Consider the following 22,826-nt stretch of genomic DNA (forward strand, 5'->3'; position numbering starts at 1 on the left):
CCGTCTCACCACGGCTTTGCCGTCGTCGCAGATGAAGTGCGTAATCTGGCCAGACGCACGCAACAGTCACCCATGGATATCCACCAAATGATCGCCGGGCTGCAACAAGGCGCACTGTCAGCGAAAATATCAACCGCACCATTGGCAGTATTCGTGATGCAACTGACGACCGGGCTGTATGGACTAGTGCAGCAATTCAAGGCCAGGCGCCAGTAATCATTTGACAGGAATACCACTCTTTGAACAAAAGTCCTGTGGGAGCGTGACTTGCCCGCGAAGAGGCCAGTACATTCAATGCATATTGCGTGGATGATAAATCGCTTTCGCGGGCAAGCCTCGCTCCCACAGAAAGGGTCTATTAACTCGGATAGTTATGGTTGTTTGATCGGGGTCAGCACCGGGCGACCATCGAAATGCGCCTGCAAGTTATCCAGCGCCAGCTGAACCGTTGCAAGCACCGCTTCAGGTGAACGCCCCGCAATATGAGGGGTGAAAATAACATTGCGTTGTTTCAACAGGCTGCTCGGCACAGTTGGCTCACCCTCAACAACATCAAGCGCGGCGCCAGCAATACGCCCATGCTCCACGGCATCTATCAGGGCATCTGTGTTCACAACACTGCCCCGGGCAATATTGACCAGAAAACCCTCAACGCCCAACGCATCGAGCACCGCAGCATCGACCAAGCCTGCCGTCGCTGCCCCTCCCGGTGTAGCCACGACAAGGAAATCCGACCATTGGGCAAGCGCGACAGGCGAAGGAAAATAGAGCCCCGACGCCGCCTCACGGGGCTTACGGCTGTGATAGCCAATCTCCATACCGAAACCCAGGCCCGCCCGTTGCGCAATCTGCTCGCCAATACTGCCGAGCCCCAGAATGCCCAGTTTCTTGCCGGAGATAGAAGGACGCATTTGCCGGGATTGCGCCCATTCACCGCGCCTCACCGCCGCATCCGCCTGAACCACACCGCGGGCGATCGCCATCATCAGCATCATTGCGTGATCCGCCACCGAGGCATTATTGACCCCCGGACCGTTGGTGACGACAACGCCCCGCGCAGCAGCGGCGGCAAGATCGATATTTTCGTAGCCCGCGCCAAGCGCACAGATGACTTCCAGTTTTGGCAGCCCGGCAATCTGCTCGGCACTCAGGCCCGTTGAGCCGTTAGTCAGCACAGCGCGGACTTCGGGCCCCACCGTCTCGATCAGTTTGGGATTGTTGACCGCAACATGAAGCTCAAAGCCCCCAGCCTCAAGGCGGGCGAGATGTTCGGGATCAAGCGCAATAACGACCAGAAGCGGCAGGGACATAAATGAGTCTCGGTGGGCGACGACACCGAAGCATAAGCTTTCACAGCTTTTTTGAACGCAAAAAAAATCCGGAAATTCGCACTTTCGTGGACCTTGCGGATTTTCAAAATGGGGACCATGGCCCTGCAGCGTGCGCGGGCCCAGTAAAAATCATGAGTTTTCCTGGGTTCATATCCCTAAGCGAAACCAGTACAGGCCGGCCTTACAGGGCCCCTTCTGACCTGAACAGCTTACTTGCGAGACTGGACACTAGCGCATGTGCAGGATGATCGGGCTACTGCTGGCCGGATCCGTGTTTTCACGCAGCTTGCTCACCGCCTGCGGTTCAACGGCACTTCCCTGATTGCCCCATGTGCCGCGCACGAATGTCAGAACCTCGGCGATCTGTTGATCCGACAGTTGTTCACGCAATGCAGGCATACGATAGGCGTCCGGCACACCAGCGGCCACGACACGCTGTGAACCATTGAGGGTGATGTTGATCGCCGAGGCGCTCTCTTTCGCCAGTGTAGAGGTAGCACCCGCGAGTGGCGGCATCCATTCGGATTGCCCCTTGCCGTCCAGGCCGTGGCACGAAGCACAGCGGGTCACGTAAGTGTGAGCACCAGGTGTGTCCAGACGTGTCGCTGCCGACACCGCTTGATACTGCCAAGGCTCCCCGTCGCGCCGACGATCCCCAGGTAATGATTTCAGATAGCGGGCGATGGCCGTCAGATCATCGTCGGTCATGAACTGCGTGGAGTTGTTGAACGCCTCGGTCATCGAACCATAGACCACCGCATGCCTGTTGCGACCGGCCTTGAGGAACTGCACGATCTCCGGTTCGCTCCATCGGCCCAGCCCTGTGTTGTGGTCATCACGCAGGCTCGGCGCGAACCAGCCATCGAGCAAAGCGCCTGCGAGGAACGGCGTCGCGGATTCATCGAGTGCCTTCTCGTTGAAGGCAAGGCCTCGCGGCGTATGACAACTGCCGCAGTGCCCGGCGCCCTGAACAAGATAAGCGCCGCGGTTCCACACTTGATCCTGAGACGTTTTGGCCACATAAGGCTCGTCGCCGACAAACACCCCGTTCCACAGTGCAATCGGCCAGCGCAGGTTGAGCGGCCAGGGAATCGCACTCTGGATGTTCGCCTGTTTGACCGGCGCCACGCCTTTCATGAAGAAGGCATACAACGCACGCACATCGTCATCACTGAGTTTGGCGTACGAGGGATACGGCATGGCGGGATACAACCGGCGGCTGCCGGGTGCCACACCATGACGCACGGCGCGATCGAAGTCCGTCAGGCTGTAGTGGCCAATGCCGGTTTCCGGATCGGGTGTGATGTTGGTGGCATGGATCGCCCCCAGCGGTGTAGCCATTTCCAGGCCGCCAGCAAATGGCGCGCCGCCTGGCACGCTATGGCAGGCCACACAGTCGCTGAGTCTGGCGACATATTCGCCACGGGCGACCAGCGCCGGGTCAATATCGGCTTTGGCGACCTGATTGTCTTCAAGGCGCGAGACAGGCTCGCGGGTGACATACCAGGCCAGCAGGCCCGCCGCGATCAGGCACGGCACGGCCAGCCAGCCAGCGGCTCTAGCGAATCGGCTGTTATTCATGGACGCTCCAGTGCTGATCAGGTGAACGTGTGTCGGCTCATGGGCAGGCTGCGCACTCGCTGGCCAGTCAGTATTGCCACCGCATTGGCGACAGCAGGCGCGACAGCGGGCAGTGGCGGTTCGCCGATGCCGCCCATTTTTTCACCGCTTTCGACGACCCGTACATGCACCCGTGCCATTCGCGCAGGTGGCAGAATCGGGTACAAGTCGTAGTTGCGGGCCCGGGGTTTTCCGTCGACCCACACCGACTCCTCCACCAGCGTCTGAGACAGCCCCAGCGCTACGGCGCCATTGACCTGCGCTTCAACGATTGCCGGGTTGACGATGCTGCCGGGGTCAATGGCCTGCCAAATGTCGTGCACCTTGACCTGCCCGCTCTCGATGGACACCTCAGCGATCACGGCAGTCTGCGTACCAAAAGGCGAGGCCATCGCGACGCCCCGCGCACGTTTTGTGCCGTCCTCTGCGGTAAACGGGCCACGCTTCCAGCCGCCCGACAGATCACCCACAGCCTGTAACAGCGTGGTCAAGCGTTTGTTGTCACGAAGCAGATGCAGGCGCAGTTCGAACGGGTCCTTGCCGCCCTTGTCGGCCAACTCATCAAGGAACGACTCATAGAAAAAGTCATTGAGAGAATTGCCCACCGAACGCCAATAACCCAACATAGCCGGGCCTTTGACGTAGATCTGGGCGATCCGCTTGTTCGGGATGGCGTAGGACTTGCCTGCCAATCCTTCCAATGCCGTCGGGTCGAGTTTTTCACCCTGTTTGCCCGCGAGGGCCTCGGTAGGACCTTCCGTGGCACTGATCGCCTCAATTGCCAGCGGCCAGCCGTCGTTATCCAGCGCGGCGCGGAAATTGACGGCTGCCACCGGACGCAGCACATCTCGCAGGAACTCTTCCTCGCGACTCCAGATCAGTTTCACCGGACGCCCGACCGCCTTGGCCAGGGCGATGGCCTGCGGGTAGGGATTGGCAGAGTCGTAGAGAAAATGCCGCCCGAAGAACCCACCCAATAGTGGCGAATGCAGGGTGATTTGCGATGGATCAAGGCCAGTGCGCTTCGCGATATCGGCGCGGAACATGTCAGGGGCCTGGTTGGGCAACCAGACCTCAAGCGAGCCGTTCGGGTTAAAGCGCGCCAGCGCCGAAGGCGGTTCCAACTGACCGTGATTGAGGTACTGATTGTGGTAAGTAGCGTCGACACGGGTCTTGGCATTGGCCAGGCTCGCGGCAACGTCGCCCTCATTTTCATCGTCGCGGGCGGGGCCTTTTTCGGCAGCCAGGCGCTTGAAGTACGCATCGCTGGAAAAATCCGCCGGCATCGGCCGCACTTTGCTGTCGGCGGTTGGTTCCTGCCAGTCGACCTGAATCGCCTCCACAGCACGTTTTGCGTACCACCAACGCTCGGCGACCACGGCCACGGCACCGGGCAGACGGTGAACGGAGTGCACACCTTTCATGGCCTTCACCTGGTCTTCGTTGCGCAGACTCACCACAGTCATACCCAGGCGCGGTGCATGCTGAACGGCAGCGTGGAGCATGTCGTCCACCTTGAGGTCAATGCTGTACAGCGCCTTGCCGGTGGACTTGTCGTAGGCATCTAGGCGTTTCACCGGTTTGCCGATCCAGCGGAACTGGCTCGGATCCCGCAGTTGCACGCTGGCAGGATCGGGCACCGGCAGATTCATCGCACGACCGGCCAATTCTCCGTAGGCAAGGGAGCGACCCGACGCGGCATGCAGCACCTTGCCAGGTTCGGTGGTCAATTCGCTCAGCGGCACCCCAAGCTGCTGCGCCCCCGCCTCCAACAGCATGGCGCGGGCAAGGGCGCCAAGGCGGCGCATGACCGGGTAGCTCATGCGCACCGACATGCTGCCGCCGGTAATGCGCATGCCATTCTCCATGACCACATAGGCCTCGCCGGGCGGGGCGGCTTCGACCAGAAAGGTCGCTGGATCGGCGTCCAGTTCTTCACCGATGATCTGCGCCATCGCCGTGAACGTGCCCTGCCCGCCTTCCATAAAGGGGCACAGCAGCCGCACGCGGTTGTCCGGGCGGATTTCCAGAAACGCCGGGACCTGTGTGCCACGCTCGGCAGTCGCAGCCGCCGCCTGCACGCGGGTCGAACCGAGCGGCAGGCCGAAGCCGAGCACCAATGCGCCCACAGCGGTACCGGTCAGAAAACGCCGACGGGACAGATTGATCGGGTCAGTCAAAGCAAGCATTGCGGACTGCAACTCAGGATCGGTACGTACGCGCATCACACGTCCCCCTTGCCAGCCAGTTCATGTACGGCGGCATGAATGGCGTTGTAGGTGCCGCAGCGGCACAGGTTGACCATCGCCGCCGCAATCTGCGCGTCACTCGGTTTGGGGTTGTGCTTGAGCAGCGCTGTGGCGGCCATGACCTGCCCGGACTGGCAGTAACCGCATTGGGCCACCTGAAGATCGACCCAGGTCGCAACGACCCGCTTGCCCACCTCATCGGCTTCGATGGCTTCGATGGTCGTGACCTCCCGGCCGACCACACCGGCCACCGGCGTGACGCACGAGCGCACCACATTGCCGTCCACCAGCACGGAGCAGGCGCCACATTGCGCCAGTCCACAGCCGTACTTGGTACCGGTCATACCCAGATCATCGCGGATCACCCACAGCAAGGGCGTATCGGCTTCGGCATCGACCTGGTAGGTCTTCTGGTTGATTCGTAGTTCCATGGCTCACCTGCCTGATCATCGGTGGACGTCTATTGTTATAAACCGTGACACGCGGCGAGACGCATCAACGTAAAGCGTTGTCTTACCCTTAACTTATGGCGTTGCCGAGCGTTACGGGCTCCAATGGCTGTCCACGCAGCAATGCCATGTCACGCGTGGGCGCGGTGCCGAACAGTCGGCCATATTCGCGACTGAACTGCGAGTGACTCTCGTACCCGACGGCAAACGCTGCCCGTGAGACATCCAGGCGCTCCATCAACATCAGCCGACGAGCCTCGTTCAGGCGCAGCTACTTCTGATAGCGCAATGGGCTCATGCCCGTGAGTTGGCGAAAATGATGGTAAAACGTGGGTGCGCTCATCTGTACCCGCGCCGCCAACTCATCAATGCGCAGCGCAGCGGTGTAATTGATCTTGAGCCAGTCGATGGCTTTCGCGATGCGGTAACCCTGGCCGTCAACGGCAGTGATCTGCCGCAGCCGTGTGCCTTGATCGGTATTGAGCAGCCGATAGTGGATTTCCCGCAGAATCAGCGGCGCCAGTATCGGGATCGCCTCAGGCTCATCAAGCAAGGCCAGCAAGCGATCGAGCGCATTTTCCAGCCCGGACGACAGGTTGCCAATGCCAGCGCCGGTACCCACAGGGCTATGCTCCATCGCGGGCACGTCATCCTTGGTGATTGTCTCGGCGAGCATGCTGACATTCAGTTTCAGCACCAGCCCGACGCAGGGCTGCTCGGGACTGGCGAAGGTCACTTCAGAGTTGGCGGGCAGATCCAATGATGTCACCAGAAACCGCGAACGGTCGTAGCTGTAACTCTCACCACCGACCCACAAGCGCTTTTCACCACGGCCGACCAGAATCAGGCTCGGCTCAATCATGCATACGACAGGCGGCTGCGGCTGATCGCGACGAAATAGCGACAGGCCAGGTATAGGGGTGTCGAAGTCACCCGGTACATTCACACGCGGGTCAATATTCGAAGCCAAGGGTGAGTCATAGCGCAGGGGGATTGGGGGCATGCTGGGTCACTCCTGTTGACTTCACTGTAATCCGCTGAAAAAGCATTGCCTATCCGCCCCCCTGCATCCCGGCAGGATTAGGCAAGCATTCAAGCGTAATGCACTAGGGCAGAGGCGTATCGGCCGGGAGAATATGGCGATTCATCGCTTTGCCAGCTCGCAAAGCCAACACGCCTCTCTCAATAAAGGTCGTTCCAATGAACTCTAGCTCGACAGAAAAAAGCGGCTGGAGCGCCGTGCTGGCCATGTCGTTGGCCGCATTCGCCCTGGTCGCTTCAGAATTCATGCCTGTCAGCCTGCTAACCCCCATTGCGGCAGAGTTGCACATCACCGAAGGCCAGGCAGGCCAGGGTATTTCCGTATCTGGCGCATTCGCATTAGTCACCAGCCTGGTCATTGCAACGATCGCCGCTCGCGTCGAACGCAAGAAGCTGCTGCTGTGTCTGACCTTGCTGATGATCGTGTCAGGTACGGTCGTCGCGCTTGCGCCAGGCTACCCCTCATTCATGCTTGGGCGTGCCTTGATCGGCATCGCTATCGGTGGTTTCTGGTCACTGTCAGCGGCGACCGCGATGCGCCTGGTTTCGCCTGATCGAGTTTCCCGGGCGCTGGCCATCGTCAATGGTGGTAACGCTCTCGCTACGGTAATCGCGGCCCCGGCGGGCAGCTTCCTTGGGTCGTTAATCGGTTGGCGCGGAGCATTCTTCTGTGTTGTTCCTGTCGCAGCGCTTGCGGCCGTGTGGCTGTTGATCAGTCTTCCGTCTTTCAAAGACGAGCGTAACACTGGTAGCGGCGGCGCCCTGCGACTGATGAAACAGTTGCCCGTCGCATTGGGGATGATCGCCGTCAGCGTATTTTTCATGGGGCAGTTCATGCTGTTCACTTACCTGCGTCCATTTCTTGAGGGCGTTACCGGCGTCAGCGTTTCTACCTTGTCCTTCATGCTGCTGGGTCTGGGGCTTGCAGGTTTTATCGGGACCTTTGTGATTGAAAGATTTATTGGAAATGGCCTCTACCGCACATTGACGGTCATACCTTTGATAATGGCTGCGATAGCGTTGGCTTTGGTGAGCTTTGGCGCATCGCCATTGATCACCGCCGCGCTGCTCGGACTATGGGGCCTGGTGGCTACTGCAGCCCCGGTAGGATGGTGGACATGGCTGGCGCAAACGCTCCCTGATGACGCCGAGACCGGTGGAGGCTTGCTTGTGGCGATTGTCCAACTGGCTATCGCCGCAGGGGCAATCGTCGGCGGCATGGCATTTGATATAAGCGGCTATCAAGCGACATTCGAGCTAAGCGCGACCGTGCTGATCGCCGCATCTGTACTGGCCTGGCTGGCGGGCCGCAGTGCCACCGAGGTTCATCTGCCCGAGCCTGACGCAACAGTGTGAGGGGGGACGAACAGCGCGCTATACCCCTGAGACCATAGGGGTATAAGCCAGGGATCCACGACATTTGAAATCATTCCGACCCGGCGCTATGTTTCGCGGCAAACGGCTGCCAGTCGGTTCGCTGTAGATTTTGATGGGTGTTTCTCGGACCATTTTTTGAACGCAAAAAAAATCCGGAAATTCGCACTTTCGTGGACCTTCCGGATTTTCAAAATGGTGGGTCGTGTGGGATTCGAACCTACGACCAATTGGTTAAAAGCCAACTGCTCTACCAACTGAGCTAACGACCCTCTGTTGCGTGGCGCGTATATTACTGATTTCTATGAGTAATTCAACACCAAATTCGAATTATTTTAAAAATATTTCGTAGGGTCGGCAAAACCGGCGCTGGCGAAGCCTTCGGCGCGCAGGCGGCAGCTGTCGCATTTGCCGCAGGCTCGGCCCTGATCATCGGCCTGGTAGCAGGAAACGGTCAGGCTATAATCCACGCCCAGCTTCGTGCCCGCCTTGACGATATCGGCCTTGCTGAGGTTCTGCAGGGGCGCGCGGATGGTGAAGCCGTTGCCCTCTACACCGGCCTTGGTCGCCAGGTTAGCCATGCGCTCGAACGACTCGACGAACTCGGGGCGGCAATCGGGGTAACCCGAATAGTCCACGGCGTTGACGCCGATAAAGATATCCCGTGCGCCCAGCACTTCTGCCCAGCCCAGGGCCAGGGACAGGAATACCGTGTTGCGCGCCGGTACGTAGGTGACCGGGATGCCTTCGGTGGGCGTTTCCGGTACGGCGATGGAGCTGTCGGTCAGGGCCGAGCCGCCAATGCCATTGAGGTCTAGGCCGATCACCTTGTGCTCGACTGCGCCCAGGTCCCGGGCAACGCGAGCAGCGGCGTCGAGTTCGGCGCGGTGGCGCTGGCCGTAATCGAAGCTCATGGTGTAGCAGGCATAGCCTTCGGCGCGGGCCATGGCGACGACGGTGGCGGAGTCCAGGCCACCGGACAACAGGATAACGGCTCTTTTTTCGGTCATGCTCATCTCACTCATTTCAGCGCCCCGGCTCATCGTTCCAGAGAAGTTTATGCAGCTGCATCTGCAGGCGTACTGGCAGGTTGTCGGCGACGATCCAGTCGGCCAGGTCCCGGGCGTTGAGCTCGTGATGGCTGGGGGAAAACAGCACCTCACCAGCACGGCGCTCAAGGCCGTACTGAATCAGCTTGGACACCGCCCAGTCATAGTCTTCCCGGGAGCAAAGGACAAACTTGACCTGATCATTAGGCGTCAGCAATTCGATATTTTCATAGCGATTGCGCGCGACTTCCTTGGAGCCCGGTGTTTTCAAGTCGACCACGCGGCTGACACGGGGGTCGACCGCCGAGATATCCAGTGCACCGCTGGTTTCCAGGGAAACCTCGTAGCCCGCGTCACACAGACGCTTGAGCAGGGCAATGACGTTGGGCTGGGCCAGTGGCTCACCGCCGGTCACGCAGACATAACGGGGACGATAACCCGCGACCTGCTCGACGATGGAGTCCAGGGTCATGATGCTGCCGCCGCTGAAAGCGTAGGCGCTGTCGCAGTACTGGCAGCGCAACGGGCAGCCGGTGAGGCGAACAAATACAGTGGGCAGGCCGGCTGTACGTGTTTCACCCTGAAGCGAGTAAAAAACTTCGGTGATACGTAATGTGTCTTGCATAGGGGCCACGGGCGTAACAGCTAAACAGGCCGTCCGCCTCCGTCAGCACTTGCGCACACCCTGCAATCGCAGAATCCGCACAAGCGTATTTAACAGCAGAATTTCGGTGCGAGATTCTAAACGAAAAAAGCCGCGACAGGCGCGGCTTTTCTTGAACGCGGGGTCAGAACGTCACAGACGTTGCAGATCGCGCTGGGCCAGTTGAGCGGCCGAAGTGCCAGGATACTGGGCGACAACCTGCTGCAGGATGCCTTTGACCTTGTCGGTATGACCAAGGCGACGCTCGACGTCGGCCAGCTTGTACAGTGAATCAGGCACTTTCTGATGCTTTGGATACAACTGGCTGACCTTGGCGAAAGCCTGACCGGCACCTTGCAGGTCGCCCTTGGCCAGGTTGACTTCGCCCAACCAGTATTGGGCGTTGCCCGCGTACTGGCTGTTTGGGTACTTGCGCAGGAAAGCGTTGAACGCCTGACTGGCCTTGTCGAAATCCTTGGCCTTGATCAGGTCGAAGGCAGCATCGTAATAGAGCTTTTCCTTGGCCGGATCGGCAGGTTCAGCGCTTGCTGCCGGAGCCTGGGCCGCTGGGGCCGCAGGTGTACCGCCGGCGTTGATATCGCCGCCAGCGGGTTGGGAATTATTGGCCGGTGCTGCCGGAGCAGTGCCTGAGCCGATGCGTTGATCGAGTTCCTGATAACGCTCCAGTGCTTCTTGCTTCATGCGCTGGATATCGTTTTGCTGGACCTCGACAACACCGCGCAAACGCGCGATTTCGTCCTGCATTTGTTGCAGCTGCATGAACAGCTGACCCTGTGCCGAGGCAGGGGCCGTAACCCCTCCCCCGGCATAGGCGCCGGACGTGCCATAACCAGCTGGCGGATAACTGCTACTAGCAGAGCCAGAATTGTCATCGACCACAGGAACCGCACCCATCGCAACAAGTGGAAGGGTGAGGGCCAAAACGGTTAGAGCACGACGGCACGTTCGCATGTCAAATTACTTACGCAGTTCGACGCGACGGTTTTGAGCCCAGGATTGCTCGTCGTTGCCGGTAGCAACTGGACGCTCTTCACCGTAGGAAACCAGTTCCAGCTGAGCTGGCGACACGCCTTGCAGAACCAGGTAGCGTTGAACGGCTTTCGCACGACGCTCGCCCAGTGCCATGTTGTACTCACGAGTACCACGTTCGTCGGTGTTACCTTCCAGAACAACGCGAGCGCCGTTAGCTTTCAGGTCCTTGGCGTGAACGTCCAGGGAGCGCATGGCTTCTGGCTTCAGGTCCGAACTGTCGTATTCGAAGTAGAAAGTGGTGATTGCGCGCAGAGCAGCTTCTTCGCTCAGGCTGCCATCAACAGCGCCATTGTTGGCGTTGTAACCAGCGTTTGGATCTACAGCTGCGCCTTGACCGGCGTTGTCACCGCCCTTCGACGAGCAACCAACAGCTACAGCCATGGCCAGAGCCAGCGCAGCAAATTTACCAAACTTCAGCATTTCCATCGTGAAACTCCTAATGAACCCCAGTGTGTTAAGCAAAATCTTGTAGCCGCCGCGTCAGTTCAGGTAAGGGGACCAGGATGGTTCTCTGACTTCGCCTTGAGCGGTAGGAAGTGGAACTCTAACGCGTCCATTAATGGACACGAGCATCAAGACTCCCCGGCCTTGCTGGCGGGTGGCGTAGATTACCATGGTGCCGTTGGGCGCGACAGTAGGCGACTCATCAAGGTTGCTATCTGTGAGGATTTTCACGCTACCGCGTGCCATATCCTGCACTGCTACCTTGAAATTAGTGAAGCCGTCCTGACGGTGGATCATTACCAGCGTCTTTTCATCTGCTGACAATTTCGGGTTGGCATTGTAGTTGCCGATGAACGTCACGCGTTCGGCACCACCGCCATTGATATTAGTCCGGTAGACCTGCGGCTTGCCACCACGGTCGGAGGTGAAGTAGATAGTCGAGCCGTCCTTGCCGAAGAAAGGTTCGGTGTCGATCGACGAATCATTGGTGACGCGGGTGATCGCACGCGAGCCCAGGTCCATCACGTAGATTTCCGGGTTGCCGTCTTTGGACAGAACAAACGCCAGCTTGTTGCCATCAGGCGACCAGGCTGGGGCACCGTTCAGGCCTTCGAAGTTGGTGATCTGCTCGCGACGGCCGGTATCGATATGTTGAACAAAAATGCGCGGACGCCTCTGCTCGAACGATACGTAGGCGATACGCTTGCCGTCCGGCGCAAAGCGCGGCGACAGGATCGGCTCGCGGGACTGCAACAGAGTCACCGCACGGGCGCCGTCGTAGTCCGAACGCTGCAGGGTGTAACGGGTGTTGGCTTCGGAGAAGCGCTCAGCCGTGACGTACAGCATGCGAGTGGAGAACGCACCTTTAATGCCGGTCAGTTTCTGGAACGACTGGTCGGCAATATAGTGCGCCATGTCACGCAGCTGGTCGTTGGTCCCCGATACGTTGCCGGCCAGAACCTGCTGTTCGGTGGCAACGTTGAACAGGGCGTAATTCACCTGCAGGCGACCGCCGGCAGGAACGATGCTGCCCACCATCACGTACTGCGCACCGAGCGCCTTCCAGTCACGGAAAATGACTTCGCTGGCCTGGGTTGGCAGGCCGATCATGTTCTGCTTTAGAATCGGCGAGTAGTAACCGGAGTTGTACAGGTCGTTACTGACGATGGCTGCCATGTCTTCCGGCAGCACGGTGCCACCCTGCCAGCCAAACGGCACGACAGCGATTGGCGTGGCTCGGTCACTGCCGCTGGTGACCATGATGTTCTTTTCCTCTGCATTGACCATTCCCGATGCAAAGCAGAGAACGACAAGCAGTCCTCGAAGAAGGTTAATCACAAGGCTAAATCCTCAGGTGTGAATGTCATCTTGAATGAACGATAAGGTGCGAAATCCGAAGCTTTCAACCCTTGCATCTCTGTCAGACGCCCAATGTTCTTGACCGCCGCCACAGCCGAGCTGTCGAACGGACCGTCACCACTGGACTTGGACACGCTGACCGAAGTCACAGTGCCATCAGGCAACATGGCGATTTGCAGGACCACTGTCATACCCTTGCGGGCAGACGGCGGACGCGCCCAACCTTCAGCCGCTCGCGAGCGGATCAGGTCATCGAAATTACCCGCCGTTTCGTCACCCTGCTCATCCGCCAGGGCCTGTTGACGTTGCGGTTTGTCGGACAATAGATCAGCCAGAGCCTGTGCCTTCTTGTCTTCGTTGGCCTTGCGCGCCGCTTCCTGCGCCTTCTTGGCCGAATCGGCAGCCGCTTTTTTCTTCGCGTCTTCCGTCGCTTTCTTCTTGGCGTCCTCGGTTGCCTTTTTCTTGGCGTCTTCGGCTGCCGCTTTTTTCGCGTCTTCTGCAGCCTGTCGCTTGGCTTCCTCGGCAGCTGCTTTCTTGGCGTCTTCCTCGGCTTTTTTCTTCGCCTCGTCTTCAGCCTTCTTCTTGGCTATATCAGCCAATTGTTTCTCTTCTGCCTTTTTGGCGGCATCAGCGGCTTTCTTGGCTTCATCGGCTTTTTTAGCGTCATCGGCCTTCTTCGCCTCTTCCGCCTTCTGCTCGGCCTTCTTGGCGTCGTCAGCGGCTTTCTGTTCTTCGGCTTTTTGAGCAGCCTCTTCTTTCTTTTGTTCCGCAGCCTTTACAGCTTCCTGCTTCTGCTGCTCGATTTTCTTCTGTTCCAGCTGCTCGACTTCAGTCTGTCGCGCAGCGGCTTTTTTTGCCTCGCCGGCAATCTTCTGGTTGGTCTGGTTGGTTGCCTGGCTCTTGGACTTGAGCTGGTACAACGTGGCCTGAACGATGGGCTTGGCTTCCGGCAGCTCGGGCGTCATGGCAAAACTGACGAAGAGCAGGCCGAAAATCAGGATGTGCAGGGCCACTGCCCAGACTGTAGGCCAGAAGTAGCTTTCCGAGGCGGACGGCTCTCGAATTGGCTGCATCAGGGGGCCTCAGTAATCAAACCAACATTCCCGACCCCTGCTTTCTGCAGTCCGCCCATCGTGCCCATCACTGAGCCGTAATCAACGGACTTGTCGCCACGAATGAACACTTGGGTCTGCTTGCCTGCTTCACGGCCGGCAGCGATGATCTTGGTCACCGCGTCGGTCAGTTGTGGCAGGGTCATCGCCTTGTCCATCTGCTTGTCGGTATCGACTTCACTGCCAAGGTTCCAATAGTAGGTCTTGTCAGCCTTGATCGAAATGGTCAGGACCTGATTGTTGTTGTCCTGCGGCAAAGCCTCGCTTGAGACTTTCGGCAGGTCGACTTTCACGCCCTGGTTGATCATGGGAGCCGTGACCATGAAGATGACCAGCAGTACCAACATCACGTCGATGTAGGGCACTACGTTCATTTCCGCAGTTGGCTTGCGTTTGGTGCGACGACCGCGAGCGATTAAAGCCATTAGGAATTACCTGCTCATTCTTCGCTGGTATGCACTTTACGGTGCAGGATGGCCTGGAACTCGTCGGCAAAGGTGTAGTAACGACTGATCAGGGTTTCGCCACGAGCGGCAAAGCGGTTGTAGGCGATGACCGCAGGAATCGCTGCGAACAGGCCGATTGCAGTTGCGATCAGTGCCTCGGCGATACCCGGTGCAACGGTGGCCAGAGTGGCCTGTTGCGCCGTGGCCAGGCCGCGGAAGGAGTTCATGATGCCCCAGACGGTACCGAACAGGCCGACATAAGGACTGGTCGAGCCAACGGTGGCGAGGAATGGCAGGCTCTGCTCGAGCTTCTCTTCTTCACGGGAGATGGCGACGCGCATGGCACGGGCCACACCTTCCATCACTGCATCAGGGTCAACACCCGGCTGCTGGCGCAGACGCGAGAATTCCTTGAAGCCGGCACGGAAGATCTGCTCCACGCCCGAATCAGGATCCGGGTTGCTGCCCGCCTGACGGTACAGCTTGGACAGATCGATACCGGACCAGAAACGCTCCTCGAAGCTGTCCAGGGCACGTCGACCGGCGCGCAACAGGCTGCTGCGCTGAAAAATCATGATCCATGAGGTGACTGAGGCAGCCACCAGAATCAGCATTACCAACTGAACGACCACGCTGGCATTGCTGACCAAACTCCACATGGAGGTATGGTCGACGACGTTAGCTTCCACGCTTTATCTCCTGCTCTAAATGTGTACCCGCGCCACCCTGGTCGGCAAAGGCCGCACGCAAGGTTTCGGGAATGGCCCGGGGCTTCAAACTATCGGCGCGCACACACGCCACCAAAAACTGCCCTTCGCAGAGCAGTACATCATCCGTTGCCCGCCTGACCTGTTGACGAAATCGCAGGCTGGCACGGTTCAATTCGATCACTTCGGCACTCACCAGCAGTTCGTCATCCAGCCGTGCTGGCTGGTGATAACGCGCCTCGCTGGAGTGCACGACAAATAACAGGCCCTCCCGCGCCATCGAGGATTGGGCAAAACCCAATTCCCGCAGTCGCTCGGTGCGAGCCCGCTCCATGAATTTCAAATAATTGACGTAGTAGACGATGCCGCCAGCATCGGTGTCTTCGTAATAAACGCGACAGCGATGTGCGAACGACTGAACCCCGTTTTGCGCGCGCATACTCTAGTGCTTACTCCTCAGGTTGCCAATCCGCCCAGGCAACTGTTTTTCATCGTTTTGCAGGTTTATGCCTGCAAGACAGGCGCGTCAGGCAGTCTGACCACGCAAACGCCGAATAAATCAGCGATTTTTCAGTTTTAATCGTCAGCTTCCTCGACAAAATTCGAGGAAACTGGCATTTCGCCCATTCGCGCCGGAACATTCAACCCGAAATGCAGGTAAGCGTGCCGGGTCACGACCCGACCGCGCGGTGTGCGCATGATATAGCCTTGCTGGATCAAATAGGGTTCCAGCACATCTTCAATGGTGTGACGCTCTTCGCTGATGGCCGCCGCCAGGCTGTCCACCCCCACCGGGCCGCCGTCGAACTTCTCGATCATGGTCAGCAACAGGCGCCGGTCCTGGTGATCAAAACCGTGCTCATCCACATCCAGCAGGTTCAGCGCCTGATCGGCGATTGCCCGAGTGATGTGACCAGTGCCGCGCACCTGGGCAAAATCCCGCACCCGACGCAACAAGCGGTTGGCGATACGTGGCGTGCCCCGGGCGCGGCGGGCGATCTCGAAAGCGCCCTCGACCTCGATCGGCAGACCGAGAATGCCGCCGGAGCGCATGACGATGGTGGTCAGGTCGTCGATATTGTAGAACTCCAGACGCTGAACAATACCGAAACGATCTCGCAATGGGTTGGTCAGCATGCCCGCGCGGGTCGTCGCCCCCACCAGGGTAAACGGCGGCAGGTCGAGCTTGATCGAGCGGGCCGCCGGGCCTTCGCCGATCATGATGTCGAGCTGGAAGTCCTCCATCGCCGGGTACAGGACCTCCTCAACGATGGGCGACAGGCGGTGGATTTCGTCGATGAACAGCACGTCATGGGGCTCAAGATTGGTCAGGATCGCCGCCAGATCACCCGGCCGCTCCAGTACCGGGCCCGAGGTGCTCTTGATCGAGACGTTCATTTCCTGGGCGATGATATTGGCCAGGGTGGTCTTGCCCAGCCCCGGCGGACCGAAGATCAGGGTATGGTCCAGCGCCTCGTTGCGGCCCCGGGCAGCCTGGATGAACAGCTCCATCTGCTCGCGCACGGTAGGCTGGCCAATATAGTCGGCCAGGCTCAGCGGGCGAATCGCACGGTCCAGTTGTTCGTCACGGTCCCGGCCGCCGGTGGCGGTTATCAGGCGGTCAGCGTCAATCACTTAAGCCATTCCCTTCAAGGCACGTCGAATCAAATCAGCACTGCTCAAATCTTTTTCCTTGATGGCGGAAACCGCCTTGCTCGCTTCCTGAGGCTTGTAGCCCAGGGAGATCAGCGCGCTGACCGCATCGGACTCAGCCGACGCCACCGGTTCAGGCGCATTGGGGCCAGGAGAAACTAGAGTAAAGGTCCCTGGCATGGTTTCCCAAGCCTTGAAACGGTCCTTGAGCTCGACCAGCAAACGCTCGGCAGTCTTCTTGCCAACGCCCGGAATTCGCGTCAGGGCGGAAGTATCCTGAGCCTGGACGCAGCGCACCAGTTCATCGACCTCCAACCCCGACATCAAGGCCAGGGCCAGCTTGGGGCCGACGCCATTGAGGCGGATCAGCTCGCGAAACAGCTCGCGCTCGCGCTTTTCGGCAAATCCGTAAAGCAGATGAGCATCCTCGCGCACCACCAGATGGGTGTGCAGGGTCACCGGCTCGCCCACATGGGGCAAACGATAGAGGGTCGTCATCGGCACTTCCAGCTCATAGCCGACGCCATTCACATCCAGTACCAAATGCGGCGGCTGTTTCTCAGCCAGAAATCCGCGCAGGCGTCCAATCACTTAACAGATCCTTTCATTTGCACGCTCATTGACAGGAGCGGCGCTAAAGAGTGCCCATGCTGCCATCAGAGCCGCAGGCGACCGCCGCGGCTGCGCGCAGTGGCCAGGCCATGGGGAATCAGGCTGGAACGGGTGTGAGCATGACACAGGGCGATGGCCAGGGCATCGGAAGCGTCGATCTGTGGCTTCTGGGTCAGCTTGAGCAGGTGCATCACCATCATCATTACCTGCTCCTTGTTGGCCCCGCCGGTGCCCGCCACCGCCTGCTTGACCTGGGTCGCGGTGTATTCGGCGATTTCCAGCGACTCCTCGGCGCCGGCCACGATGGCCGCGCCCCGCGCCTGCCCAAGCTTGAGGGCCGAGTCAGCATTGCGCGCCATGAACACCTTTTCGATGCCCATGGTCACAGGTCCGTAGGTCTGAATCACCTCGCGCACGCCGCGATAGACAATCTGCAAGCGCTCGTGCAACTCGCCGCTACCGGTGCGGATGCAGCCGGAGGCCACGTAAACACAGCCCCGACCGGTATCACGGACCACACCATAACCGGTGATCCGCGAACCGGGGTCGATACCTAGAATAAGAGTCATAACGCCTGCTGCATTGAGAAGTCCCGCTTGCCGATAAGCCAAGCATAAAGGCAGAAGCCGGAGGTCGATAGCGGCCTGAACATCACCACTTCGTCGCTCCGGCTTCTGCCGTGTACCACCTGCTTAACGATAGGACTCAGCCAAGCTGCTCCATCACATCGTCTGGAATATCGGCATTGGAATAGACGTTCTGCACATCATCCAGGTCTTCAAGCATGTCGATCAGCTTGATGACCTTTTCCGCACCGTCCAGATCGAGAGTGGCGCTGGTGGTTGGCAGCATGACGATTTCCGCGTCCGCCGCCTTGAAACCGGCAGCTTCCAGAGCGTTGCGCACGGCGTAGAACCCGGCAAAGGAGGTAAAGACGTCAATCGAGCCGTCTTCATGGCTGACCACATCGTCGGCATCGGCCTCCATGGCCGCTTCCATCAACGCATCCTCATCGACGCCCGGAGCGAAGGAAATCTGCCCCTTGCGATCGAACAGGTAGGCCACCGAACCGTCGGTGCCAAGGTTGCCACCACACTTGGTGAAAGCGTGACGCACGGCGGCAGCGGTACGGTTGCGGTTATCCGTCATGGTTTCGACCATGATCGCCACGCCGCCCGGACCGTAGCCCTCGTAACCCAGCTCTTCGACATCGTTACCATCATCGGCGCCGACGCCGCGGGCAACGGCGCGGTCAATGGTGTCGCGGGTCATGTTGGCGCTCAGGGCCTTGTCCAGTGCCAAGCGCAGGCGCGGGTTGGAGCCCGGATCACCGCCACCCTGACGGGCAGCGACCGTCAGTTCACGAATCCACTTGGTGAAGATCTTGCCTTTCTTGGCATCCTGACGCTCTTTGCGGTGCTTGATGTTCGCCCACTTAGAATGACCTGCCATATCTCGCTCCGAATTCTGCTTGAAACACGCTCACCCCCTGCCCTGTACAGCTCTGGCAAGAGGCTTCAACTCAATCGGGCACCCCTGTGTGGGTGCAATCGGGCCGCACGGTCACATCAACTGATGCAACGGTGCGGCCTGAGAGGTCTTACTCAGCCGCTTTAGGCTGTTCGCGCAAACGGATGTGCAGTTCACGCAGGGCCTTGGCATCGACGACGCCTGGGGCCTGGGTCATGACATCGGCAGCACTCTGGGTTTTCGGGAAGGCAATGACTTCACGAATCGACTGGGCGCCGGTCATCAGCATGACCAGACGGTCCAGACCGAAGGCCAGGCCGCCGTGGGGCGGAGCACCGTACTTCAGAGCATCGAGCAGGAAGCCGAACTTCTCCTGCTGCTCGTCTTCGGCGATACCCAGCAGACGGAAGACCGCCTGTTGCATGTCCTTGCGATGGATACGGATCGAACCGCCACCCAGCTCGGTGCCGTTGAGGACCATGTCGTAGGCGCGGGACAGGGCTGTCGCCGGGTTGGCCTCCAGCTCTTCAGGGGTGCACTTGGGCGCCGTGAAGGGGTGGTGCAACGCGGTGAAGCTGCCATCGTCGTTTTCTTCGAACATCGGGAAGTCGACGACCCACATCGGTGCCCACTCGCAGGTGTGCAGTTTCAGGTCGTTACCGACCTTGATGCGCAGTGCGCCCAGCGCTTCGCTGACGATCTTGAACTTGTCGGCACCGAAGAACACGAGGTCGCCATCGACGGCGCCAACGCGGTCCAGGATGACCTTGAGGTTGTCTTCCGGGATGAACTTGACGATCGGCGATTGCAGACCCTCAACACCCTTGGCGCGCTCGTTGACCTTGATGTAGGCCAGGCCCTTGGCACCGTAGATGCTGACGAACTTGGTGTAGTCGTCGATCTGGCTGCGCGGCATGCTTGCGGCACCCGGCACACGCAGTGCGGCAACACGGCCTTTCGGATCGTTGGCCGGACCGCTGAATACCTTGAACTCGACACCGGTCAGTTGATCGGCAACGTCGACCAGTTCCAGCGGGTTACGCAGGTCAGGCTTGTCGGAACCGTAGCGACGCATGGCTTCTTCGAAGGTCATGTGCGGGAATTCACCGAACTCCAGGTCCAGCACTTCCTTGAACAGCTTGCGAACCATCTTCTCGGTCAGGCCGATGATGTCTTCTTCGTTGAGGAAGCTGGTCTCGATATCGATCTGGGTGAATTCCGGCTGGCGGTCGGCACGCAGGTCTTCGTCGCGGAAGCATTTGGCGATCTGGTAGTAACGGTCGAAGCCGGCCACCATCAGCAGTTGCTTGAACAGCTGTGGCGATTGCGGCAGGGCGAAGAAGCTGCCCGGGTGCGTGCGGCTCGGCACCAGATAGTCGCGAGCGCCTTCCGGCGTAGCGCGGGTCAGGATCGGCGTTTCCACATCGAGGAAGCCGTTCTCGTCCAGATAGCCACGGATGCTGCTGGTGATGCGCGAACGCAGGCGCAGCTTCTCGGCCATTTCCGGACGGCGCAGATCGATGAAACGATAGCGCAGGCGGGTTTCTTCGCCGACATCAGAGTATTCGTTCAGCGGGAATGGCGGGGTTTCCGACTCATTCAGCACTTCCAGGTCGTAACCCAGGACTTCGATGGCACCAGACGCCATGTTCGCGTTGCCCGCGCCAGCTGGACGGGCACGCACTTTACCGGTGATCTTGACGACATATTCGCCGCGCACGCGGTCGGCAGCCGCGAAGGTGTCGGCACGATCCGGATCGAAAACCACCTGAGCCAGGCCTTCACGATCACGGATATCAAGGAAAATGACTCCCCCGTGGTCCCGACGGCGGTGGACCCATCCGCAAAGGGTAATTTCCTGACCTTCCAGGCTCTCGTTCAGTTGGCCGCAATAATGGCTGCGCATCATGATGGTGTTCGCTTCTCGTCATTCGAAATTCGGTGGGGCTTTCACTCTTGGCCAGCACTCGATGGTGCAGAAGTACTGGGACGCGGCCCAAGCCAGTTGAGGATCACCTTCGGCCCTGTTCGCGCTGAGTCCTGCCCCGCTCGGCAAGGCGGGGGATTATATAGGGTTAATCGAGCCTGTGCAGCCGCATGAACCGATTGCAATACGATAAGTTGCCCGCGCCCCCTGTACCGCTATTGGTGCAGCACGGGGCACGGGCCGTACAGGCCCGCCGAATGCGAGCCCGCGGGAAAGAGTGGTGGTTCAGGCCTGTGCTTCATGCAGATCCGGCTGATCACCCTTTAAAAGATGCGCCACGCACACAACCCTGATCAGGCCACTAAAGTTTTTCACCCCGCCATAACGCAGGTGGACTTCCCTATCGATGTAGGAAAGCACCGCATTAACTGAACAACTATTTGCATGGGCAATAGCCGCAAGAATGTTCCAGTACACCTGCTCCAGACGCAAACAAGTGGCCAAACCATTAAGACGTACCGACTTCGAGTGCGGCTGTGCAAGATGCATATTGAACTCTTCGACAAACGGATCATCGTTGACCAGTGCCTGTCGCGCCACGTCCTTGAAGTCACGTTCGACTCCTCGTGCCATGATGCTACTCCTCTTGTAAAAATCAATTCGGACAATAAGCAGAAATATTTGAAAATAAATAACCGCCATGCCTATCAAGCCCGAATATCTTTTTAACTTCCAGCAGGATACATGTACTCACTCTGTAGGACTTCGCCACAGCACTCAGAGGAATGGCGACATATTTGAAAACAAATAACGAAGAAAAATACAAAGTGGTATTCAATATTTATATACCGCCCTGCCGTTCGCTCGTGCACGGCCACAACCCAGGGCTGCAAGGCAGCGAAGCCGCAGGAGCGCGACAAGATCGTGAAAAAGGAAAGGGACTACTTCAAGAAGGGAAAACAACGACAGACGAGTGACACTGAATGTGCCACTCGTCAAAGCACTTACTTCGGCTCAAGCATCGAACGCAACATCCATGCGGTTTTTTCATGGACCTGCATGCGCTGAGTCAACAAGTCGGCAGTCGGCTCGTCACTGACTTTATCGAGCAACGGAAAAAGACTGCGCGCCGTGCGCGTAACCGCTTCCTGCCCCTGAACCAGACTCCTGATCATATCTTCGGCTTTTGGCACGCCTTCTTCTTCCTTGATCGAAGACAAACGGGCATAAGTCGAATAAGTACCAGGTGCGGGAAAGCCCAGAGCACGAATACGCTCGGCAATCGAGTCAACCGCCAGGGCCAGTTCGTTATATTGTTCTTCGAACATCAAGTGCAGCGTACGAAACATCGGACCACTGACGTTCCAGTGAAAGTTATGCGTCTTGAGGTAAAGTACATAAGTATCCGCGAGCAAATGTGAAAGCCCGTCGACAATCGACTTGCGGTCTTCTTCGCTGATACCAATATCGATTCCCATGCGTCATCCCCTTAGTATGATGGCGTTATTCAGTTCGTTGCCGGCGCCACTGTAGCAAGAGAAGCGCCCAGGCGCAGCCTCACATTGCCCCACCCCGCCGCCAGCGGTAGCGAACGAACTGACAGACGGCCTGCCTTTGAGCCACAGGCCATACAGCCGACGGCCTGGCTTTTCGCCAACAACCGCTGCATCTATACAACAGCCCAGGGCACTTTTTCTCGATGCCGACGTCTGGATATCCGCGTGCCTTGAGCGAAAATGGCTGATTTGAGTCGCTTTCGGCTTTGCTGTTAAATAGAGGACGTGATGCTACCGCTGAAGTAGCCCATAGGCCGAACCGTTTCCCGTGCCGCACGCCTCAATTTTTTCAGAAGCGTACCGGGAGCAGTCGGCTATTTCCTTGTGATCCGCCTTAAATGTGAGTTAATTAAAATGTTGAAAATAGTTCACCTGCTAACGGGAGCCGCAGCCCTGCTGCTTTCCTTCATCCCCGCCCTGCGTAGCGAAGCCCTGTCTTCCTACCTGGATAAACCCGACGCGCTTTACCTGGCCTTCTTCGGCCTGCTCAACCTGGTACTGGCACCCGTGATCCCCTACTGGAACAGAGGTACACGTCACCAACTGCAAAACCTGGTCAGCGCCCTGCTGGTCCTGGCCGTAGTGCTGCAAACCATGACCTTGCTAGTGCCACTGGAAAACATCGCCGGCCTGCCCGCCATTATCATGGGGCTGATCGCAGCATTGGTGGCTGTATCCCTGCACCTGGCCGTAAGCTTCTATAAATCGTCTCCATCTTCCGCCCCACAAAG

At 58.7% G+C, this 22,826-nt stretch carries 22 protein-coding genes, 1 tRNA gene and 3 pseudogenes; 4 read left to right on the top strand and 22 right to left on the bottom strand.

The features are described from left to right. Positions 1-12 precede the first annotated feature (12 nt). Positions 13-111 (top strand): annotated as a pseudogene (locus M2401_RS30525) (methyl-accepting chemotaxis protein); the annotation flags it as partial. Positions 112-371: 260 nt separating this feature from the next. Here M2401_RS30525 and M2401_RS30530 read toward each other — a convergent pair. The 5 genes and pseudogenes from M2401_RS30530 to M2401_RS30550 all read right to left on the bottom strand — a co-directional run bounded on the left by M2401_RS30530 (position 372) and on the right by M2401_RS30550 (position 6,652). Continuing rightward, positions 372-1,310 carry a 2-hydroxyacid dehydrogenase gene (locus M2401_RS30530; protein ID WP_259109680.1) on the bottom strand — a complete coding sequence of 313 codons (939 nt, stop codon included), beginning with the start codon at positions 1,308-1,310 and terminating at the stop codon, positions 372-374. 249 nt (positions 1,311-1,559) lie between these two features. Then, the gene (locus M2401_RS30535) at positions 1,560-2,912 is read right to left on the bottom strand and encodes a cytochrome c (protein ID WP_259109682.1); all 1,353 of its coding nucleotides are present in this window, start codon (positions 2,910-2,912) and stop codon (positions 1,560-1,562) included. A gap of 17 nt (positions 2,913-2,929) precedes the next feature. Beyond that, positions 2,930-5,176, bottom strand: a complete 2,247-nt coding sequence (locus M2401_RS30540) for a xanthine dehydrogenase family protein molybdopterin-binding subunit (RefSeq protein WP_259109684.1) — start codon at positions 5,174-5,176, stop codon at positions 2,930-2,932. Further along, positions 5,176-5,631 carry a (2Fe-2S)-binding protein gene (locus tag M2401_RS30545; protein WP_259109686.1) on the bottom strand — a complete coding sequence of 152 codons (456 nt, stop codon included), beginning with the start codon at positions 5,629-5,631 and terminating at the stop codon, positions 5,176-5,178. The genes M2401_RS30540 and M2401_RS30545 overlap by 1 nt, the downstream gene beginning before the upstream one ends. 88 nt (positions 5,632-5,719) lie before the next feature. After that, positions 5,720-6,652 (bottom strand): annotated as a pseudogene (locus M2401_RS30550) (AraC family transcriptional regulator N-terminal domain-containing protein). Positions 6,653-6,849: 197 nt separating this feature from the next. Between M2401_RS30550 and M2401_RS30555 the strand changes: the two are divergent. Beyond that, positions 6,850-8,046, top strand: coding sequence for an MFS transporter (locus tag M2401_RS30555; protein WP_259109688.1), 1,197 nt, complete (start codon positions 6,850-6,852; stop codon positions 8,044-8,046). 214 nt (positions 8,047-8,260) lie between these two features. On the opposite strand, the gene M2401_RS30560 is transcribed toward M2401_RS30555, so the two are convergent. The 16 genes from M2401_RS30560 to M2401_RS30635 all read right to left on the bottom strand — a co-directional run bounded on the left by M2401_RS30560 (position 8,261) and on the right by M2401_RS30635 (position 21,172). Beyond that, positions 8,261-8,336, bottom strand: a tRNA-Lys gene (locus M2401_RS30560). Positions 8,337-8,399: 63 nt separating this feature from the next. Continuing rightward, positions 8,400-9,074, bottom strand: a complete 675-nt coding sequence (gene queC / locus M2401_RS30565; RefSeq protein WP_259109690.1) for a 7-cyano-7-deazaguanine synthase QueC — start codon at positions 9,072-9,074, stop codon at positions 8,400-8,402. 16 nt (positions 9,075-9,090) lie between these two features. Further along, entirely contained in the window at positions 9,091-9,738 is a 648-nt protein-coding gene (queE, locus tag M2401_RS30570) for a 7-carboxy-7-deazaguanine synthase QueE (RefSeq protein WP_259109692.1), read from the bottom strand. Between the two features lie 171 nt (positions 9,739-9,909). Continuing rightward, a complete protein-coding gene (gene ybgF, locus M2401_RS30575; protein WP_259109694.1) occupies positions 9,910-10,728 on the bottom strand; it encodes a tol-pal system protein YbgF in 819 nt (272 codons plus the stop codon). A gap of 6 nt (positions 10,729-10,734) precedes the next feature. Then, on the bottom strand, positions 10,735-11,235 hold the full coding sequence (gene pal, locus M2401_RS30580; protein ID WP_259109695.1) for a peptidoglycan-associated lipoprotein Pal: 501 nt from the start codon (positions 11,233-11,235) through the stop codon (positions 10,735-10,737). Between the two features lie 54 nt (positions 11,236-11,289). Continuing rightward, positions 11,290-12,540, bottom strand: coding sequence for a Tol-Pal system beta propeller repeat protein TolB (gene tolB, locus M2401_RS30585; protein WP_259109947.1), 1,251 nt, complete (start codon positions 12,538-12,540; stop codon positions 11,290-11,292). A gap of 47 nt (positions 12,541-12,587) precedes the next feature. Beyond that, the gene (gene tolA, locus M2401_RS30590; RefSeq protein ID WP_259109697.1) at positions 12,588-13,685 is read right to left on the bottom strand and encodes a cell envelope integrity protein TolA; all 1,098 of its coding nucleotides are present in this window, start codon (positions 13,683-13,685) and stop codon (positions 12,588-12,590) included. Further along, positions 13,685-14,140: a protein TolR gene (gene tolR, locus M2401_RS30595; protein WP_259109948.1), complete on the bottom strand. Its 456-nt coding sequence runs from the start codon at positions 14,138-14,140 to the stop codon at positions 13,685-13,687. Before tolR ends, tolA begins: the two co-directional genes overlap by 1 nt. A 23-nt stretch (positions 14,141-14,163) precedes the next feature. Then, positions 14,164-14,859, bottom strand: a complete 696-nt coding sequence (gene tolQ / locus M2401_RS30600) for a protein TolQ (protein ID WP_259109698.1) — start codon at positions 14,857-14,859, stop codon at positions 14,164-14,166. Further along, positions 14,849-15,316 carry a tol-pal system-associated acyl-CoA thioesterase gene (gene ybgC / locus M2401_RS30605; protein ID WP_259109700.1) on the bottom strand — a complete coding sequence of 156 codons (468 nt, stop codon included), beginning with the start codon at positions 15,314-15,316 and terminating at the stop codon, positions 14,849-14,851. Before ybgC ends, tolQ begins: the two co-directional genes overlap by 11 nt. A gap of 137 nt (positions 15,317-15,453) precedes the next feature. Continuing rightward, positions 15,454-16,512, bottom strand: a complete 1,059-nt coding sequence (ruvB, locus tag M2401_RS30610) for a Holliday junction branch migration DNA helicase RuvB (protein ID WP_259109703.1) — start codon at positions 16,510-16,512, stop codon at positions 15,454-15,456. Beyond that, positions 16,513-17,121, bottom strand: a complete 609-nt coding sequence (gene ruvA, locus M2401_RS30615) for a Holliday junction branch migration protein RuvA (RefSeq protein ID WP_259109706.1) — start codon at positions 17,119-17,121, stop codon at positions 16,513-16,515. A gap of 65 nt (positions 17,122-17,186) precedes the next feature. Then, a complete protein-coding gene (gene ruvC / locus M2401_RS30620; protein ID WP_259109709.1) occupies positions 17,187-17,711 on the bottom strand; it encodes a crossover junction endodeoxyribonuclease RuvC in 525 nt (174 codons plus the stop codon). 136 nt (positions 17,712-17,847) lie between these two features. Next, on the bottom strand, positions 17,848-18,594 hold the full coding sequence (locus tag M2401_RS30625) for a YebC/PmpR family DNA-binding transcriptional regulator (RefSeq protein ID WP_259109711.1): 747 nt from the start codon (positions 18,592-18,594) through the stop codon (positions 17,848-17,850). A 148-nt stretch (positions 18,595-18,742) separates the two neighbouring features. Then, the gene (aspS, locus tag M2401_RS30630; RefSeq protein WP_259109714.1) at positions 18,743-20,521 is read right to left on the bottom strand and encodes an aspartate--tRNA ligase; all 1,779 of its coding nucleotides are present in this window, start codon (positions 20,519-20,521) and stop codon (positions 18,743-18,745) included. 303 nt (positions 20,522-20,824) lie between these two features. Then, positions 20,825-21,172, bottom strand: a complete 348-nt coding sequence (locus M2401_RS30635) for a ribbon-helix-helix domain-containing protein (RefSeq protein WP_259109716.1) — start codon at positions 21,170-21,172, stop codon at positions 20,825-20,827. Positions 21,173-21,336: 164 nt separating this feature from the next. On the opposite strand from M2401_RS30635, the gene M2401_RS30640 reads away from it, so the two are divergent. Beyond that, positions 21,337-21,516, top strand: a complete 180-nt coding sequence (locus M2401_RS30640) for a hypothetical protein (RefSeq protein WP_259109719.1) — start codon at positions 21,337-21,339, stop codon at positions 21,514-21,516. Between the two features lie 27 nt (positions 21,517-21,543). On the opposite strand, the gene M2401_RS30645 is transcribed toward M2401_RS30640, so the two are convergent. Further along, the gene (locus M2401_RS30645) at positions 21,544-22,017 is read right to left on the bottom strand and encodes a Dps family protein (RefSeq protein WP_259109721.1); all 474 of its coding nucleotides are present in this window, start codon (positions 22,015-22,017) and stop codon (positions 21,544-21,546) included. A gap of 432 nt (positions 22,018-22,449) precedes the next feature. On the opposite strand from M2401_RS30645, the pseudogene M2401_RS34365 reads away from it, so the two are divergent. Then, positions 22,450-22,773 (top strand): annotated as a pseudogene (locus M2401_RS34365) (cold shock domain-containing protein membrane protein); the annotation flags it as partial. Between the last annotated feature and the right edge of the window lie 53 nt (positions 22,774-22,826).

This window comes from Pseudomonas sp. JUb42 (genome assembly GCF_024807945.1).
GTDB lineage: Bacteria > Pseudomonadota > Gammaproteobacteria > Pseudomonadales > Pseudomonadaceae > Aquipseudomonas.

Excerpts from the sequence above, each read along its gene's own strand:
- M2401_RS30530 (WP_259109680.1), bottom strand. The coding sequence starts at position 1,310 with ATGTCCCTGCCGCTTCTGGTCGTTATTGCGCTTGATCCCGAACATCTC.
- M2401_RS30535 (WP_259109682.1), bottom strand. The coding sequence starts at position 2,912 with ATGAATAACAGCCGATTCGCTAGAGCCGCTGGCTGGCTGGCCGTGCCG.
- M2401_RS30540 (WP_259109684.1), bottom strand. The coding sequence starts at position 5,176 with ATGCGCGTACGTACCGATCCTGAGTTGCAGTCCGCAATGCTTGCTTTG.
- M2401_RS30545 (WP_259109686.1), bottom strand. The coding sequence starts at position 5,631 with ATGGAACTACGAATCAACCAGAAGACCTACCAGGTCGATGCCGAAGCC.
- M2401_RS30555 (WP_259109688.1), top strand. The coding sequence starts at position 6,850 with ATGAACTCTAGCTCGACAGAAAAAAGCGGCTGGAGCGCCGTGCTGGCC.
- queC (WP_259109690.1), bottom strand. The coding sequence starts at position 9,074 with ATGACCGAAAAAAGAGCCGTTATCCTGTTGTCCGGTGGCCTGGACTCC.
- queE (WP_259109692.1), bottom strand. The coding sequence starts at position 9,738 with ATGCAAGACACATTACGTATCACCGAAGTTTTTTACTCGCTTCAGGGT.
- ybgF (WP_259109694.1), bottom strand. The coding sequence starts at position 10,728 with ATGCGAACGTGCCGTCGTGCTCTAACCGTTTTGGCCCTCACCCTTCCA.
- pal (WP_259109695.1), bottom strand. The coding sequence starts at position 11,235 with ATGGAAATGCTGAAGTTTGGTAAATTTGCTGCGCTGGCTCTGGCCATG.
- tolB (WP_259109947.1), bottom strand. The coding sequence starts at position 12,540 with ATGGTCAATGCAGAGGAAAAGAACATCATGGTCACCAGCGGCAGTGAC.
- tolA (WP_259109697.1), bottom strand. The coding sequence starts at position 13,685 with ATGCAGCCAATTCGAGAGCCGTCCGCCTCGGAAAGCTACTTCTGGCCT.
- ybgC (WP_259109700.1), bottom strand. The coding sequence starts at position 15,316 with ATGCGCGCGCAAAACGGGGTTCAGTCGTTCGCACATCGCTGTCGCGTT.
- ruvC (WP_259109709.1), bottom strand. The coding sequence starts at position 17,711 with ATGACTCTTATTCTAGGTATCGACCCCGGTTCGCGGATCACCGGTTAT.
- M2401_RS30625 (WP_259109711.1), bottom strand. The coding sequence starts at position 18,594 with ATGGCAGGTCATTCTAAGTGGGCGAACATCAAGCACCGCAAAGAGCGT.
- aspS (WP_259109714.1), bottom strand. The coding sequence starts at position 20,521 with ATGATGCGCAGCCATTATTGCGGCCAACTGAACGAGAGCCTGGAAGGT.
- M2401_RS30635 (WP_259109716.1), bottom strand. The coding sequence starts at position 21,172 with ATGGCACGAGGAGTCGAACGTGACTTCAAGGACGTGGCGCGACAGGCA.
- M2401_RS30645 (WP_259109721.1), bottom strand. The coding sequence starts at position 22,017 with ATGGGAATCGATATTGGTATCAGCGAAGAAGACCGCAAGTCGATTGTC.